Annotated in this window: 11 protein-coding genes; 8 read left to right on the forward strand and 3 right to left on the reverse strand. The window is 60.1% G+C overall.

Annotated features, from left to right (window positions below; genetic code table 11):
* The first annotated feature begins 44 nt into the window (after nucleotides 1-44).
* From NQ519_RS12825 to tpx, 7 genes are all read left to right on the forward strand, one after another.
* Nucleotides 45-4640, forward strand: coding sequence for a translocation/assembly module TamB domain-containing protein (locus tag NQ519_RS12825; protein ID WP_019150760.1), 4596 nt, complete (start codon nucleotides 45-47; stop codon nucleotides 4638-4640).
* A 204-nt stretch (nucleotides 4641-4844) separates the two neighbouring features.
* Nucleotides 4845-5519 (forward strand): MotA/TolQ/ExbB proton channel family protein, encoded by a 675-nt coding sequence (locus tag NQ519_RS12830; RefSeq protein WP_010261042.1) that lies wholly within the window; start codon nucleotides 4845-4847, stop codon nucleotides 5517-5519.
* Between the two features lie 6 nt (nucleotides 5520-5525).
* Nucleotides 5526-5930 (forward strand): ExbD/TolR family protein, encoded by a 405-nt coding sequence (locus NQ519_RS12835; RefSeq protein ID WP_019150759.1) that lies wholly within the window; start codon nucleotides 5526-5528, stop codon nucleotides 5928-5930.
* Between the two features lie 115 nt (nucleotides 5931-6045).
* Nucleotides 6046-6741, forward strand: coding sequence for an energy transducer TonB family protein (locus NQ519_RS12840; protein ID WP_019150758.1), 696 nt, complete (start codon nucleotides 6046-6048; stop codon nucleotides 6739-6741).
* 10 nt (nucleotides 6742-6751) lie between these two features.
* A complete protein-coding gene (locus NQ519_RS12845) occupies nucleotides 6752-7195 on the forward strand; it encodes a DUF1573 domain-containing protein (RefSeq protein ID WP_019150757.1) in 444 nt (147 codons plus the stop codon).
* Complete coding sequence (locus tag NQ519_RS12850) at nucleotides 7196-8509, forward strand: amidohydrolase (protein WP_026076525.1); 1314 nt, start codon at nucleotides 7196-7198, stop codon at nucleotides 8507-8509.
* 47 nt (nucleotides 8510-8556) lie between these two features.
* Nucleotides 8557-9066: a thiol peroxidase gene (tpx, locus tag NQ519_RS12855; RefSeq protein ID WP_019150755.1), complete on the forward strand. Its 510-nt coding sequence runs from the start codon at nucleotides 8557-8559 to the stop codon at nucleotides 9064-9066.
* An 87-nt stretch (nucleotides 9067-9153) separates the two neighbouring features.
* On the opposite strand, the gene NQ519_RS12860 is transcribed toward tpx, so the two are convergent.
* From NQ519_RS12860 to NQ519_RS12870, 3 genes are all read right to left on the reverse strand, one after another.
* A complete protein-coding gene (locus NQ519_RS12860; protein WP_026076524.1) occupies nucleotides 9154-10137 on the reverse strand; it encodes a YncE family protein in 984 nt (327 codons plus the stop codon).
* 55 nt (nucleotides 10138-10192) lie between these two features.
* Nucleotides 10193-11377: a porin gene (locus NQ519_RS12865; RefSeq protein ID WP_019150753.1), complete on the reverse strand. Its 1185-nt coding sequence runs from the start codon at nucleotides 11375-11377 to the stop codon at nucleotides 10193-10195.
* Nucleotides 11378-11993: 616 nt separating this feature from the next.
* On the reverse strand, nucleotides 11994-14030 hold the full coding sequence (locus NQ519_RS12870) for an alpha-amylase family glycosyl hydrolase (protein ID WP_019150752.1): 2037 nt from the start codon (nucleotides 14028-14030) through the stop codon (nucleotides 11994-11996).
* Between the two features lie 193 nt (nucleotides 14031-14223).
* Between NQ519_RS12870 and NQ519_RS12875 the strand changes: the two genes are divergently transcribed.
* Nucleotides 14224-15774 (forward strand): peptide MFS transporter, encoded by a 1551-nt coding sequence (locus NQ519_RS12875; protein WP_019150751.1) that lies wholly within the window; start codon nucleotides 14224-14226, stop codon nucleotides 15772-15774.
* The last annotated feature ends 61 nt before the right edge of the window (nucleotides 15775-15835 follow it).

The following is a 15835-nucleotide window of genomic DNA, read 5'->3' on the forward strand; positions in this document are numbered from 1 at the left end:
TTTTAACTATTTTCGTTAAATTTGCAGGTTATAACGAGCTCCTGATGCGCAAAGGTATAAAAATATTGGGAAAGGTGTTCTCGGCGGCGGTTTTGTTGCTGATAATTCTGCCCGTTTTCCTTTCGCTGCTGCTCGACATTCCCGCCGTGCAGAACTTCGTGGTGCACAAGGCCGCGGAGGCCGTTTCGCGCAAGCTGGAGACCACCGTGTCGATCGAACGCGTGGACATCGGCATCTTCTCGAAAATCAAGGTCAAGGGCTTCTACGTCGAGGATTACGGGCGCGATACGCTGCTCTACGTCGGGAAGCTCGACGCCTACGTCACGGGCTTCGGCCTCTTCGGCGGGGGCCTCGCGTTCAGCCGCGGGGAGATCGCCGACGCCAAGCTCTACCTGCGGCAGATGCCCGACGGGGAGATGAACATCAAGCAGATCGTCAGCCGCATATCCGATCCCGACAAACCCCGGAAGGGCAATTTCAAACTCTCGATCAGCCGGGCTTCGATCGAGAATATGGACCTCTGCCTCGAACGGATCGACAGCCTCGCGCGACACCGCGACTACGGCATCGACTTCTCGCACATGCACCTCTACGGCCTGACGGCCCGCGTGGACGACTTCACCATCGACGGGTCGGCCATCTACACCACCGTCGCGGCCCTCACGGCCCGCGAGCGCAGCGGCTTCGTGCTGGACCACCTCGCGGGGCGCTTCTACATGACGCAGGGGTGTCTGGGCTTCGAGGACGCCTCGATCGTCACCGCGCGTTCCAACGTCCGGATTCCCTACATCTCGCTGGTCGGCAACTCGTGGGCCGAATACAAGGATTTTCTCGGGCAGGTGCGCATCGACGCCGCGCTGCGCAACACGTCGGTCTCGACCGACGACATCGCGTGGTTCGCTCCCGGGCTGCGCGACTGGCATCTGGATTTCAGCGATATAGACATCGAGGTCGCGGGCGTGGTGGCGGATTTCACGGCCAAGGTCCGGAGCATGCACATCGGCGAGGGCACGACGCTCGTGGCCGACGCCGCGGTGAAGGGGCTGCCGGAGATCCGCGACACGTGGTTCGACCTCTCGGTGCCCCGCCTGCACTCCTCGGCCGAGGCGATGGACGGGCTGGCCCTCGGCATCGCCGGGCGCAAGCTCCCGGACAGGCTGGTCGGGATACTCGGCAACTCGGGGAGCATCGACCTCGATGCCCGCTTCAAGGGGAAGCTCTCGGCGTTCGACATGCAGCTGGGGGCCGCGACCGACGTGGGCGACGTGTCCTGCAACCTGCGGATGTCACCGCTGAAAAGGGGCCTGAGCAGCGTGCGGGGCGACGTCGAGACGCGCGACCTGCGGCTGGGCGACCTGCTCGACCGCCGCGATCTGCTGGGCAACGCCACGCTCACGGCCTATGTCGATGGCGTGATCGGCAGGGGCGTGGCCGACGCCAACGTCGTGGGCAACGTCACCCGGCTGGGCTTCAACGGCTATGTCTACGACTCGCTGCGGCTGGACGGCCGTCTGCGCAACCGGGAGTTCGACGGCCTGATCACGGCCCGCGACCCCAATTTGGACTTCGACTTCTTCGGACTGGTGGATTTCAACGACTCGGTGCCGCGCTACGACTTCACGATGGACCTGCGGCACGCCGATCTGGCGCGCCTGCACATCAACCGCCGCGACTCGGTGTCGCAGCTCTCGGCGCACATCGCGGCCAAGGCCGGGGGGCGTTCGCTGGACGACCTGAACGGCCGCATCCAGGTGACCGGCGCCCGCTACCGCTACAACGACAAGGAGATCGAGGCGACGAACATGACCGTCACGGGCGAGAACTCCGCGCAGAGCAAGTTCGTGGAGCTGCGCTCGGACTTCGCCGACGCCACGTTCCGCTCCAAGACCAGCTACCGCACGGTGTTCGAATACCTGCGGCGGAGCGCGTGGAAATACCTTCCGATGCTGAGCGAGGCCCCGCCCGAAACGGGGCCTTCGGAGCGCAAGGCCGCCGTGGCGAACGATTTTTCGCTGCTCTCGGTCAACATCCGCAACTTCAACCCCGTGGCCGACGCCGTGTCGGCGGGCTTGCAGGTGGCCGACGGATCGTCGCTCCAGCTGCTGTTCAATCCGGCCAGCGACCAGCTGTCGCTCAAAGCCTCGTCGGAGTACATCGAGCGCCGGCGGATGCTGGCCACGCGCCTCTCGGTCAACGCCTCGAACCGCGGCGACTCGCTGGCGGTCTACGCCTCGGCCGAGGACCTCTACGCCGGGGTGCTGCACCTGCCGCGCCTCTCGCTGACGGGCGGCGCCCGGCAGGGCCGCGTACAGCTCTCGGCGGGTTTCGACGACACGACGCGCCGGGTTTCGGGTCTCGTGGGAATCCGTACGTCGGTGGCCGACGAGCACGGCGCCAACGGGCGTGTGGTGGACCTGCGCATACTCCCGTCGCACATCACCCGCGGCAACAAGACGTGGCAGATCTATGCCCGCAAGATACTGATCGACACGGCGCGGATCGTCATCGACAGGTTTTTCGTGATGAACCGCGAACAGGAACTGCTGCTCGACGGCGTCGCCTCGCGCAGCCGCGAGGATTCGGTGACCCTCTCGCTGCGCAATTTCGACCTGTCGCCCTTCACGCAGGTCGCCGAACGCATGGGCTACGTCATCGAGGGCCGCACGAACGGTTCGGCGAAGATGAAGTCGGTGCTGCGGGGCGGCGAGATCTCGGCCGACATCCTTTTCGACAGCGTCGAGGTCAACGACATTCCCGCGCCGCCGATGCGTCTGGCGTCGCGCTGGGACTTCGCCCGCAACCGGGCGGGCGTGACGGTGGTCAACCGCGTCAAGCGCGACACGCTCGTGCGTGGCTTCTACGCCCCGGACCGGATGCGCTACTACGCCCGGCTGGATGTCGATAGCCTCGACATGGGGCTGCTCGACCCGATTCTGACGGGGGTGATCTCCTCCACCGAGGGCGTCGCCTCGGCCGAACTCGTCTTGCAGGGACAGCGCCGCGACGCCGAACTCGCCGGCGAGGTCCGTGTCTCGGGGCTGAAAACCCGGGTCGATTTCACGCAGGTCACCTACTCGATGCCCGAAGCGGTGCTGTCGGTGAAGAACAACCGCTTCAAGGCTTCGAACGTCGCGGTGTTCGACCCCCAGGGCCATCGCGGACGCTTCGACTTTGACATGAGCCTGCAACACCTGTCGAACATCTCCTACGACGTGCGGGTGGCCCCGCAGCAGATGCTGGTGCTCGACACCGGCCCCGACGACAACGACGTTTTCTACGGAAAGGTCTACGCCACGGGGTCGGCCCGCATCTCGGGCGACAAGGGGGCCGTCCGGATGGACATCACAGCCGCCACCGACGGCAATTCGTCGTTCGTGCTGCCGCTGTCGAGCAAGTCGAACATCTCGAACGCCGATTTCGTGCGCTTCGTGCAGCCCGAGAAAACCGATACGCTCGACAACGTGGCGCGCAAGAAACTCCTCTTCGAACGCAAGCACCGCCAGCGTGCGGATGCCGCCAGCCAGATGAACATCACTATGGCGCTCAACGTGCGCCCCGATGCCGAGGTCGAAATCGATGTTGAGGGCAACACGGTGAAGGGGCGCGGAGAAGGGACCCTGAACCTCGAAATCAACCCCCGGGCCAATATCTTCGAGATCTACGGCGACTACACCATCTCCGAGGGCAGTTTCATGCTCTCGCTCCAGCAGATCATCAACAAGCGTTTCACCATCGAGAGCGGTTCGTCGATCCAGTGGACCGGTTCGCCGATGAACGCCCTGCTGGACATCGACGCCGTTTACAAGCTCAAAGCCTCGTTGCAGCCTTTGTTGCAGGGCACCTCCGAGAACCTCGGCGGCGACCGTTCGGTGCCCGTGGAGTGCGTCATCCACCTCGGGGACCGGCTGTCGAACCCCTCGATCGGTTTCGACGTGCGGGTGCCCGGCTCCGATCCCGAGACCCAGACGCTGGTGGCCAACGCTCTCTCGACCCCCGAGACGGTCGATACGCAGTTCCTCTACCTGCTGCTGTTCAACAGCTTCATGTCCGAGAGTTCGTCGCAGGCCAACGCCAACATCGGCAGTTCGGTGTCGGCGGCCACGGGACTGGAGTTCGTGTCGAACATGGTGAGCAACTGGCTCTCGTCGTCGGACTACAACGTGGTGATCCGCTACCGGCCCAAGTCGGAGCTGACGAGCGACGAGGTGGATTTCGGGCTCTCGAAGAGCCTCATCAACAACCGCCTGTTCGTCGAGGTCGAGGGCAACTACCTGATCGACAACAAGCAGGCGACGGTGAACAACAACTCGATGTCCAACTTCATGGGCGAGGCTTACATCACCTACCTGATCGACCGCGCCGGAACGCTCAAACTGAAAGCCTTCACGCAGACGATCGACCGTTTCGACGAGAACCAGGGTTTGCAGGAGACCGGCATCGGCGTCTACTTCAAGGAGGATTTCAACAACCTGAGGGACCTGCGCAACCGCATTCGGGAACGCTTCACCAACAAGAAGCGCAAGGCCCGGCGCATGGCGCGGCGCACGGCCCGGGCGGCCGAAAAAGCGGCCGAAGAGGCGGAAAAAGAGCGGCAGCGGGAGCCGGCGGATACGCTATTTATAATTAAGAATGAAGAATGAAAAATTAAAAATTTGAGACTTTGCCGTTTGCATTCCGGTTGTAAATCCGGTCGCGATGCGACAAGTCCCCTCCGAGGGCGGCTTGAAAAGTCGCGTTTGGAAGGCTGGTAGCGAAGACTTGCTCCGGGAGCCGTAAATACCAAAGCGCTCGAAAGCGAGATTGAGGAATAGAATACTTGTAAACTTTAATATTTGTAAAACACTATGATGACATTTTTGCAGGCTGCCGAGGCGGTGGCCGTTAGTGAGGAGACCCGCATGGGCTTGTGGACCCTGTTTACCAAAGGCGGCTGGCTGATGTGGCCGCTGCTGGCGCTGGGCGGCGTGACGATTTTCATCTTCGTGGAGCGCTTCATGGCCATCCGCAAGGCTTCGGTGCTGGACATGAACTTTATGAACCGCATCCGCGACTACATCTCCGACGGCAAGATCTCGACGGCCGTGAACCTCTGCAAGAAGACCGACACGCCGATCGCCCGCATGATCGAAAAGGGCATCGAGCGCATCGGACGCCCCATGAGCGACGTGCAGACCGCCATCGAGAACGTCGCCAACCTCGAAGTCTCGAAGCTCGAAAACGGCCTGCCGTTCCTGGCCACGATCGCCGGCGGCGCCCCGATGATCGGTTTTCTCGGCACGGTGCTCGGCATGGTGCAGACCTTCATGGACATGTCCGCCGCGGGCGGCACGGTCGATCTGGGGCTGTTGTCGAGCGGTATGTACGTGGCGATGGTGACCACGGTGATGGGTCTGATCGTCGGCATCCCGGCCTACTTCGGCTACAACTACCTTGTGGCTCGCATCGAGAAGCTGGTGTTCCAGATGGAGGCCAACTCGATCGCATTCATGGACATTCTGAATCAACCCGTTCAAAAATAACGCATTATGGCAATCAAACATGGATCGAAAGTCGATAAATCGTTCTCGGCCTCGTCGATGACCGACCTGATGTTCCTGCTGCTGCTGTTCCTGCTGATCGCCACGACGCTGATCAATCCCAACGCCCTGAAACTGATGCTTCCGAAGAGCTCGAACCAGTTGAAGGACAAGGCGATGACCACGGTTTCGATCCAGCAGAGCGGCGCGTCGTACAACTACTACGTCGAGTTGCAGAAGGTGCAGGGCATCGAGGGCGTGGAGCGGGCGTTGAAGGCGCGCCTCGACGGCCAGAAGGACGCCACGGTGTCGCTCCACTGCGACAAGACGGTGGCCGTCGATGAGGTGGTCAAGGTCATGAACATCGCCAAGGACAACAATTACAAACTTATTTTGGCGACATCGCCGAAATAAGTTCGATTAAAAATGAAAAATTGAGAATTGAAAGAGAGATATTGTGGATGTATGGCCGGATTTGCCGTACGGACAATTTTTAGTTTTTCATTCTTAATTTTTAATTGGGAAGCCAATGTATTATTACGATCCCGATAATAAGAATCCTCGCCGATGGGCGGCGGTCGCGGCGGCGGTCTACTGCGTGCTGCTGGCCGGTTCGTTCGCGCTGGTGTCGTTCGACGTTTCGCAGGCGGTGGAGAAGCCCGGCGACACGATCCTCGTCGATTTCACCGAGCCGCCCGTTCCCGAGCCGCCGAAGCCGCCCGTGAAGATCGCCACCGAGCCGCGCGTGCACGACGTTGCGGCTCCCGTGGAGCAGACGGCGCAGGTCGCCGGCAAGGACGAGGTGACCCAGACCCCCAACCCCAAGGCACTCTTCAAGATGAACAAGGGCGGGGCCGACGAACCCGACAATGCGGGCAATCCCCGCGCTCCGCAGGGCGAGGACAAGGCCAGCGGCACCGGGCCGGGGCTCAATCCCGACGGGCTGGACCAGCTGGACCAGGGCTTGAAAGGACGCGGACTGGTGGGCAATTTGCCACGGCCGAATCAACCTGAAAATAAAAGTGGTGTGGTACTTATTCGTGTGACAGTAGATGCTTCGGGGCGGGTTACCAGTGCTGCTTATGAGCCGAAAGGATCTACAACATCTGATGTCGAGCTGGTGAACGAAGCTCGAAAGGCTGCACTTAGAACGCGGTTTAGTGAGAGCCGTGCTGTGATTGAAGGTGGCACGATAACCTATATTTTTCGACTTAAAGCGGAATAGAATTTGAACAATGAAAATACTACTGCTGACAATCCTCGCCTGCCTGCTTTTCGGGGCGGCGTATGCCGAAAGACCTGCTAAGGGAGCGCACCTGAAGATGGACGACCCGACCCACGATTTCGGCGACGTGCCGCGCAAGGGCGGCGATCTGGTGCACGAATTCAAATTCGTCAACGACGGCACGGCGCCGCTGGTCATCGTGCGCGTCATCACCTCGTGTTCGTGCCTCAGCGCCTCGTTCTCGAAGCGCCCCGTGGCGCCCGCCGACTCGGGGGTGATCCGCATCGTGTACGAACCCCACAAGAGCGAGCCGGGAGCCTTCAACAAGGTGATCCAGGTCTACTCCAACTCGGTGGACGGCCGCGACGTGATCACCGTGCAGGGCAACTCCATCGACAAGCCCGAGCGCGGGAAAGTGAAAATTAAGAGTGAAAAATTAAAAATTAAGAATTAGATGCCGATACTCTTTTCAAACGCGACGGTGCTGCCGATGACGGCCTCCGGCGGCGAACCCCGGACCTTTACGGGCTGGGTGGGCACCGACGGCGACCGCATCGCGCTGGCGACGGCTTCGGAGGCGGATGCTGCGGCGTTCCGCGCGGCGCATCCCGGACTCCGGGAGATCGACTGCCGGGGCAAACTCGTGATGCCGGGGTTGGTGAACACCCATTGCCACGCGGCCATGACCCTCCAGCGCAGCTATGCCGACGACATCTCGCTGATGGCGTGGCTCCACGACTATATCTGGCCTTTCGAGGCGCACCAAACCCCTGACGACGTGAAGCTGGGCATGACGCTCGGCATCGTCGAGATGCTGTTGGGCGGCGTGACATCGTTCGTTGATATGTACTATTTCGAGGATCGTTGCGTGGAGGTGGCTGAACGGCTGGGCATCCGGGCCCTGCTGGGCTGCAACTACTTCGATACGAATGCCGATGAGGTGCTGCCCCGGGTCGGGGAGGCCGTGCGGCTGGCCGCCGCCGGTTCCGGCCGGGTGCGGATCGCCGTGGCGCCCCATTCGCCCTACACCGTGTCGCCCGAAAACCTCCTGCGCGGCAAGGAGCTGGCCGACCGGTACGGCCTGCACCTGATGACCCACATTTCGGAGACGCAGGACGAGGTGCGCATCGTGCGCGAGAAATACGGATGCACTTCCGTCGAACACCTCGACGCGCTGGGGCTGTTGGGTCCGAAGACGATCGGCGCCCATTGCATCCACGTGACCGACAGCGACATCGGGACCCTCGCCGCGCGGGGCGTCACCGTGTCGCACAACCCGCAGAGCAACATGAAGATTTCGAGCGGCGTGGCTCCCGTCGAGCGGCTGCGGGCCGCCGGGGCGCTGGTGACGGTCGGCACCGACGGAACCTGCTCGAACAACGACCTCGACATGTTCGAGGAGCTGCGCACGGCGGCTTTCCTGCAAAAATCCGCGACGGGCGACCCCGTGGCGCTCCCGGCCTACGAGGCCCTGCGGCTGGCGACGGCCAACGGCGCCCGGGCGATGGGGTATGCCGACGGCGAGCTGGGCGTGATCCGCACGGGCGCGCTGGCCGACGTGATCGTCGTGGATATGCAGAAACCCCATTTGCAGCCCGTTCACGATGTCGTGTCGAATGTGGTCTACTGCGGCAAGGCGTCGGATGTCGAGACGGTCGTGGTCGGCGGACGTATCGTCGTCGAAAACCGCCGCATCGGGGGCATCGACCTGCCGGAGCTTTACCGCGGGGTGGCCGAGGCCGTCGCGCGGATCAAGGCGGCCGAATAGCCGGGCGGCATCGGAATTGTAGAATTCATTCAAAAAACAGACGAATTATGGATCACAAAGTAACTTTCGGCGGCAAGCCCGTGACGCTTGTCGGCAATCGCTGCAAGGCGGGCGAAAAAGCCCCCTCATTTACGGTCATCGACGCTGCGCTGCAACCCGTCCCGTCGGAGGATTTTCGCGGCAAGGTTCGCATTTTCAGCGTTTTCCCGTCGGTGGACACTCCGGTCTGCTCGTTGCAGAACATCCGGTTCAACCGCGAGGCTTCGAAGCTGAGCGACGACGTGGTCGTCCTGGCGTTGTCGGTGGACCTTCCCTTCGCGCAGAAGCGTTTCTGCGCCGCCGAGGGGATCGACCACGTGCACGTCTTCTCGGATTACAAGGAGTTGGATTTCGGCATGAAATACGGCTTCGTGATCGACGAATTGCGCCTGCTGGCCCGCGGCGTGGTGGTCGTGGACCGGGACGACGTGGTGCGTTACGTGGAGTACGTGCCCGAGATCACCCACGAACCCGACTACGACAAGGCGCTGGCCTTCGTGCGCGACCTGGCGAAATAAGAACGGTGCCGGAAACGAAAAGAGGCTGTCTGCGATTTGTCAGACAGCCTTTTTTTCGGGGGGGGGATATGTTCCAATTCCCGGGTGTTATTTCACCTTTTCGTAAATGTATACCTCGTGAATCTCCTTGGTGTAGCCCTCTTCCGAGAACGGACCCTGCGACATGCCGAGGATGATTTGCGTGCCGCGGTTGTTCAATACGAGCAGTTCGTCGGTTACGGGGTCTACGCAGAGACCTTCGATCTCTCCGGCACGGCGGAAATCCGACATCTCGCGGAACAGTTCGAGACGCCCGGCCTTGGCTCCGGCGGCGATCATCCCGGTACGTTTGACGGGGTTGCCTTTTTTGTCTAATTTTACGCTGAACGGCGTGTCCCGGACGACTTCGGTACCCTCTTTCAGTCCCGTATAGGGGACTTCGGAGATGTCGGCGACATAGATATTGTCGGGAATCTGATAGGTCGATTCCCCGTCGTCGGCAGCGAAGAGCATCTTGCCGTCGGCGATGAAAATGCCCTGGCACCAGTACGGCATCGGACGGCATTGCATTTTGGTGTAGTACTTGCCCGTTTCGAGGCTGTAACAGTATACGTAGCGGCTGTCCACCCAGTCGGACATCCAGATCATGTTCTTCTCGCGGTCCACGGCCAGGCCGGATACCTCTACCTGCCCCGATTCGGCGCACCAGGGGATATCCTCGATCCATTCGAGCGTCTCGGCGTCGTATACCGAGATGGCGATGTTGTAGCCCCGGCCGTATTCGAACTTCTCGTTGCCCGTGTAAATCTTGCCGTTCCACACGTCGATATCTCCGAAATGGTTGGCCAGCTCCGGATTCGGGAACAGGGGAGTTTCGGGCGTCTGAACGTGTTTCTTCACGAGGTTCCAGTTCTTGTCGAACTTGTAAAGACCTCTTGTGTCGGAAACGTAATAATAGTTTTCGTCTGCGGCGATTCCCTGGCGTCCGGGAACTTCGACGATTTTCTTCAGGCGATATTCCGTGCCGAGATGCTGTGCGCTTACCGTCGAGAAAGCGGCGATCGCTGCCAATGCAAAGAGTAATTTTTTCATGATTGCAGATTTTTAAGGTTGGTTCTTTTTTGTGTGAACGGTTGTTTCCGATAGTTTAGAATTTGAACATGGCCATGATCTGGAGCTGCTCGGAGGAGTCGTATCCCAGGGCCTTCTTTGCGTCGTCGCCGTACATGAAATGTCCGTAGTTGACCTGGAATTTCATGTTTTTGAACACCGAATAAGTGCAGCCGATCAGTATCCGGTTGTAGTTATTCGCCGTTCCCGTATTCACGCAATCCTCGTACATATCCCAGCGGACGATCGGGAGGAACTTACCCAAATGCCAGCCTGCCAGTACATACGCACCGTTCTCCTTGACGATGTCCGCTTTGTTCACCCGGCTCTTCATGTGTCCGTATTCGGCGCGGAGGTTCAAACCGCGGGGATTGTCGTACCAGGCGCCGACCACGTAGCGATTCATCGGATTGTAATCGCCGCTGCCGACTCCTGTGCCGCCTTCCAGCTGCTTGGACGTATACTCGCCCCAGTTGAATGTTCCTTTGATGTTGAAGTGTTTGGCCGGCCGGACCGTCAAGCTGACATAGATGTCTTTCGACTTGTTGCTGTCGTCCTTGCAGGGAATGGAGCCGTTGGTGACGGCCACGTCGTAGTGCAGATAGCTGAATCCTTTTCCCGAGTCGAAGACATCTCCCATGAACATGATGCCCAGATCCCGTCCGTAGTCTACCAGATTGTATTCGTAGGGATTGCGGCAGGCCATGCGGTAAACGATATTCGAGAAGTCCACCGTCTCCAGCGTCGCGGGCGAGATGTCGTAATTCTCATATCCCAGCGGCGTGTAGAACTGACCGAAGCGGACTTTGAACTCGGGCCTGATTTTCCAGGTCGCAAAGGCGTCCATTACCTGTATGTTCTTCTGACCGTTTCCGTTCGTCGAGCCGGAGATTCCGTTGAAAGCCTCGATCTGCAACCGGAAATCGACCTTTTCGGAGACCTTGCCGTCGAGAAGCAGCCGGAGACGTTTTGCCTGAAACGACGAACTCGAACTTTTGTCGTTCGACGTGTAGTTCCATCCCGTCTGCAAATATCCGGATACCTTCGGCAGGTTGGCCAGGATTTTCTCCCAGGTCGTCTGGGGTTGTACGGCGGCGGGGGCTTCCGCAGTGACCGTTCCGGATTCCGGGGCGGATCGTTCTTCCGGATTCGCCGACACGAAGGCAGGTGCCAGCATGGCACAGCTCAGGAAAAGAGCAATGAGTTTCGTTGTTTTTTTCATAACGCGACGTTTAAGTTGGTTAGTAATAAAAAGGTTGGATGGAAAATAGGTTCATCGGTTTCTGCGCCGCCCGTTTCGAACCCGAAACAGCCGTCTGCCGGAATTTCCGACATGGAACTTAGGATCGTGGCCGATATTCGGGTAACGGAATTCGGTCCGTATCGGGGGTGCCGATCGGACGTGACATGCAGTTGTTTGACAACGGGGATATCCGGTAGTGGATAGGGCGTATGCGGATACGCTGAGGCGACGAATGCCTTTAGCGGTTATTCGTGCCGGATACAGGCCGGAAAATCTGATTTTCCGGCAGGGGGGGGGAAATTCGACCGGAGCCGCCGGTTACAGCGGATACATTCGGCACTTCACTGCGGCGGGCGTAAAAAGCGTCCGCTGTTTTGGAAGTTCCCGATGTTGCGGGGTGCCGGAATGTTCTTCGTTCGTCCACGGATTGTTTCGGATATTTTGTTTCAGAAACGAAAGTAATAACTATTTTTTTAATTTCAAAATGAAATCATTGGAAAAATTTGAAAATAGTTACGGCCGAGTGCCAGGGACAGCACAAAGTGCTGTCCCTGGCACTCGGGGGATTTTCAGTTCCGAAATAAGATTCGTGCGGCTACCTTTTGCGCAGGAACACCGTCGCCGTGCGCGAAGTGTTGTAGATGCGGATGCGGGGGCGCTCCTGCCCGTCGTCGCCCTTTGCGGGGAACGAAAAGTGCTCGGCATCCATCGACTGCCGCTCCTGGCCGCCGAAGCGCCGCTCGTCGGTCGAGAGCACCGGGACGTACTTGCCCGGCCCCTGCACCGGCAGTTCGTAGTCGGGGATCGAAGCCGTGGGGTGCCAGTTGAAGACGAACAGCAGCCGGCCGTGCGAGAAGACCATCGTTTTGTTGCGCTCGTCCATCAGCAGGTTCCACGCATAGCCCTCTTCGAGCACCTTGTATTTCTTCACCAGCCGGATCATCGCCCGGTCGAAATCACCCAGCCACGCATAGCGCAGGAATCCGTTCCGCGCCAGCGACCACTGCCGCCGGGCGTGGGCGTAGCTCCACCCGTTGCCCTCGCGCGGGAAGTCGATCCACTCGGGATGCCCGAATTCGTTGCCCATGAAGTTGAGGTAGGCTTGTCCGCCCGTGGAGATGGTCATCAGGCGGATCATCTTGTGCAGGGCCATGCCGCGGTCGATGACGATGTTCTCCGACGCGCGGTCCATGTGGAAATACATCTCCTTGTCCATCAGCCGGAACGCCAGCGTCTTGTCGCCCACCAGCGCCTGGTCGTGCGACTCGGCGTAAGCCACGGTTTTCACTTCGGGCAGGCGGTCGGTCATCACGGACCACATCTCCCAGATGTTCCACTCCTCGTCGGGAACCTCTTTCAGCTGTTTGATCCAGAAGTCGGGAATCGCCATCCCCAGGCGGTAGTCGAAGCCGACGCCGCCGTCGGCGATCGGGATGCACATCCCCGGCATGCCGCTCACGTCCTCGGCGATGGTCACGGCCGAGGGCCGGAAGTCGTGCGCGAGGCGGTTGGCGAGGGTGAGGTAGAGGAGAGCCTCCTCGTTGACGCCCGGGTCGAAGAAGCGGTCGCGCGAGTCGAATGCGACGTAGCCGTGGTGGTGGTAGATCATCGAGGTCACGCCGTCGAAGCGGAAGCCGTCGAAATGGAACTCGTCGAGCCAGTATTTGACGTTCGACAGCAGGAAATGGCGCACCTCGTCCTTGCCGTAGTCGAAGAGTTTCGAATCCCAGTAGGGCTGGTAGCCCGCCTCGCCCGCCGGCGAATAGAGATGGTCCGTGCCGTCGAGTTCGTTGATCCCCTCGTTGAGGTTCTTCACGTAGTGGGCGTGCACGAGGTCCATGATGACCGCGAGCCCCAGCTCGTGAGCCCGGCGGATCAGCTCTTTCAGCTCCTCGGGCGTACCGCAGCGCGATGTCGGGGCGAAGAAGCTCGACACGTGGTAGCCGAACGAACCGTAGTAGGGGTGTTCGGCCACGGCCATCAGCTGCACGGCGTTGTAGCCGTCCTTCTTGATGATCGGGAGTATCTTTTCGGTGAATTCGCGGTAGGTGCCCACGCCCTCGCGCTCCTGGGCCATGCCCACGTGGGCTTCGTAGATCAGCAGGCTGCCGATCTTCGAGGCGTCGAAGGCGTCGCCCCGCCAGTCGAACGGCTCCGAGGGCGCCCAGAACTGCGCGGTGTAGTTCTTCGTCGCCTCGTCCTGTACGACGCGCATGGCATAGGCCGGAATGCGGTCCAGCCAGCCGTTGTCGCCGTGGACGTGGAGTTTGTAGAGCGAGCCGTGCACCAGCCGGTCGCGGTACATCGCCGTGGGGAAAAAGGCGCTCCACACCCCCGCCGCGTCGCGGTGCATGCGGATCTCGGTGCGCTGCCAGTTGTTGAAGTCGCCGAAGACGTAGACATCGTGCGCTCCCGGCAGCCACTCGCGGAACCACCATCCGTCGAGTTCCTCGTCGCGCTGCCAGCCGAAATAGCGGTAGCCGTTGGCGTAGTCCACGATCGACCCCGAAGCGCTCTCGATCCGCGCCATCTGCCGCTCGTACTGTGCGTAGCGGCGGTTCATATGTTCTTCGACGGGCTGCAACCATGCGTCGCGCTCTACGACGGGCAGTCTTCGGGGCGTTTTTTCCATAGGAGATGCTGGATTTCTATAAAGTATGACAAAAACCGGACGGATTCGAAGCCGGACCGCCTGCGGTTCGGCAAGACTTTCCGACTGATAAAAGTGCCGTTACGACACCAAATATACGAAAAAATTTCTATCTTTGTCTCCGAACGAAAACGAATCCCTATTACTAACATTTACTAACATCCAAAAAAAATTTATGAAAGGACAACCCAAAGGATTGATCGCGGCGGCCCTCGCCAACATGGGCGAACGCTTCGGTTTCTATATCATGATGGCTATCCTTACCCTGTTCATCTCGGCCAAGTTCGGTCTGGACGAGGCCACCGCAGGGTATATCTATTCGGGCTTCTACGCTTCGATCTACCTGCTGGCGCTGGTCGGCGGCATCATTGCCGACAAGACCAAGAACTACAAGGCGACGATCATGTGGGGCCTGATCGTGATGAGCATCGGCTATCTGCTCATCGCCATCCCGACGCCGACGCCCGTGCCGAGTCTGTGGCTCTACCTGACGCTGACCTGCCTGGGACTGCTGGTGATCGCCTTCGGCAACGGTTTGTTCAAGGGCAACTTGCAGGCGCTGGTGGGCCAGATGTACGATAACAGCGAATTCAGCACCAAACGCGAATCGGGCTTCCAGATCTTCTACATGTTCATCAATATCGGCGGTTTCTTCGCTCCTTTCGTCGCCATCGGCGTGCGCAACTGGTGGCTGAAGGTCAACAATTTCGACTACAACGCCAAACTCCCGGCTCTGTGCCACGAATACCTTGCCAAAGGCGAGGAGATGGTCGGCGAGGGCCTCGCCAATCTCAATTCCTACGCTTCGGCGGCGCACCTCGACGGAACGCCCGTGAGCGACCTCGGGGCCTTCTGCAACACCTATCTCGATGTCTTCAACCGCGGTTTCCACTATGCGTTCATCGCGGCGATCGTGATGATGCTCATCTCGCTGGCGATCTACATGGCCAACCGCAAGCGGTTCCCCGATCCTTCGAAAAAGGCCGCTGCCGCCGGCGTCAAGGCTTCGGCCGAGGAGATCAAGATGTCCGCCCAGGAGATCCGCCAGCGCATCTACGCTCTGTTCGCCGTCTTCGGCGTGGTGATCTTCTTCTGGGTGTCGTTCCACCAGAACGGCTATTCGCTGACCTATTTCGCCCGCGACTACGTGAATCTCGACGTTATCAACATCGACCTGGGATTCACGACCATCAAGGGCGCGGAGATCTTCCAGAGCGTCAATCCTTTCTTCGTCGTCTTCCTCACGCCGATCATCATGTGGTTCTTCGGCTGGCTGCGCAAGCGCGACATCGAGGTCTCGACCCCGATGAAGATCGCCATCGGCATGGGCATCGCCGCCCTGGCCTACGTCTTCCTGATGCTCTTCTCGCTGGCCCTGCCGACGAAGGCCGAACTGGCCGGCATGCGCGCCGACGAGGTGCAGTCGCTGCTGGTCACCCCGTGGGTGATGGTGGGCCTCTACTTCATCCTCACCGTCGCCGAGCTGTTCATCTCGCCGCTGGGTCTGGCGTTCGTGTCGAAGGTGGCGCCTCCCCACATGCAGGGCCTGATGCAGGGCTTCTGGCTGGCCGCCACGGCCGTGGGCAACGCCCTGCTGTTCGTCGGCGGATGGCTCTACCTCCATATGCCGATGTGGGCTACGTGGGCCGTGTTCGTCGCCGCCTGCGGCTTGTCGATGCTCGTCATGCTCTCGATGGTCCGCTGGCTCGAACGGGTCACCAAATAATCCGCGCGATTTTTCGCCCGGCCGCCGCAGATTTCCTGCGGCGGCTTTTTTGTCGCCCACG

The organism is Alistipes senegalensis JC50, from assembly GCF_025145645.1.
GTDB classification, from domain to species: domain Bacteria; phylum Bacteroidota; class Bacteroidia; order Bacteroidales; family Rikenellaceae; genus Alistipes; species Alistipes senegalensis.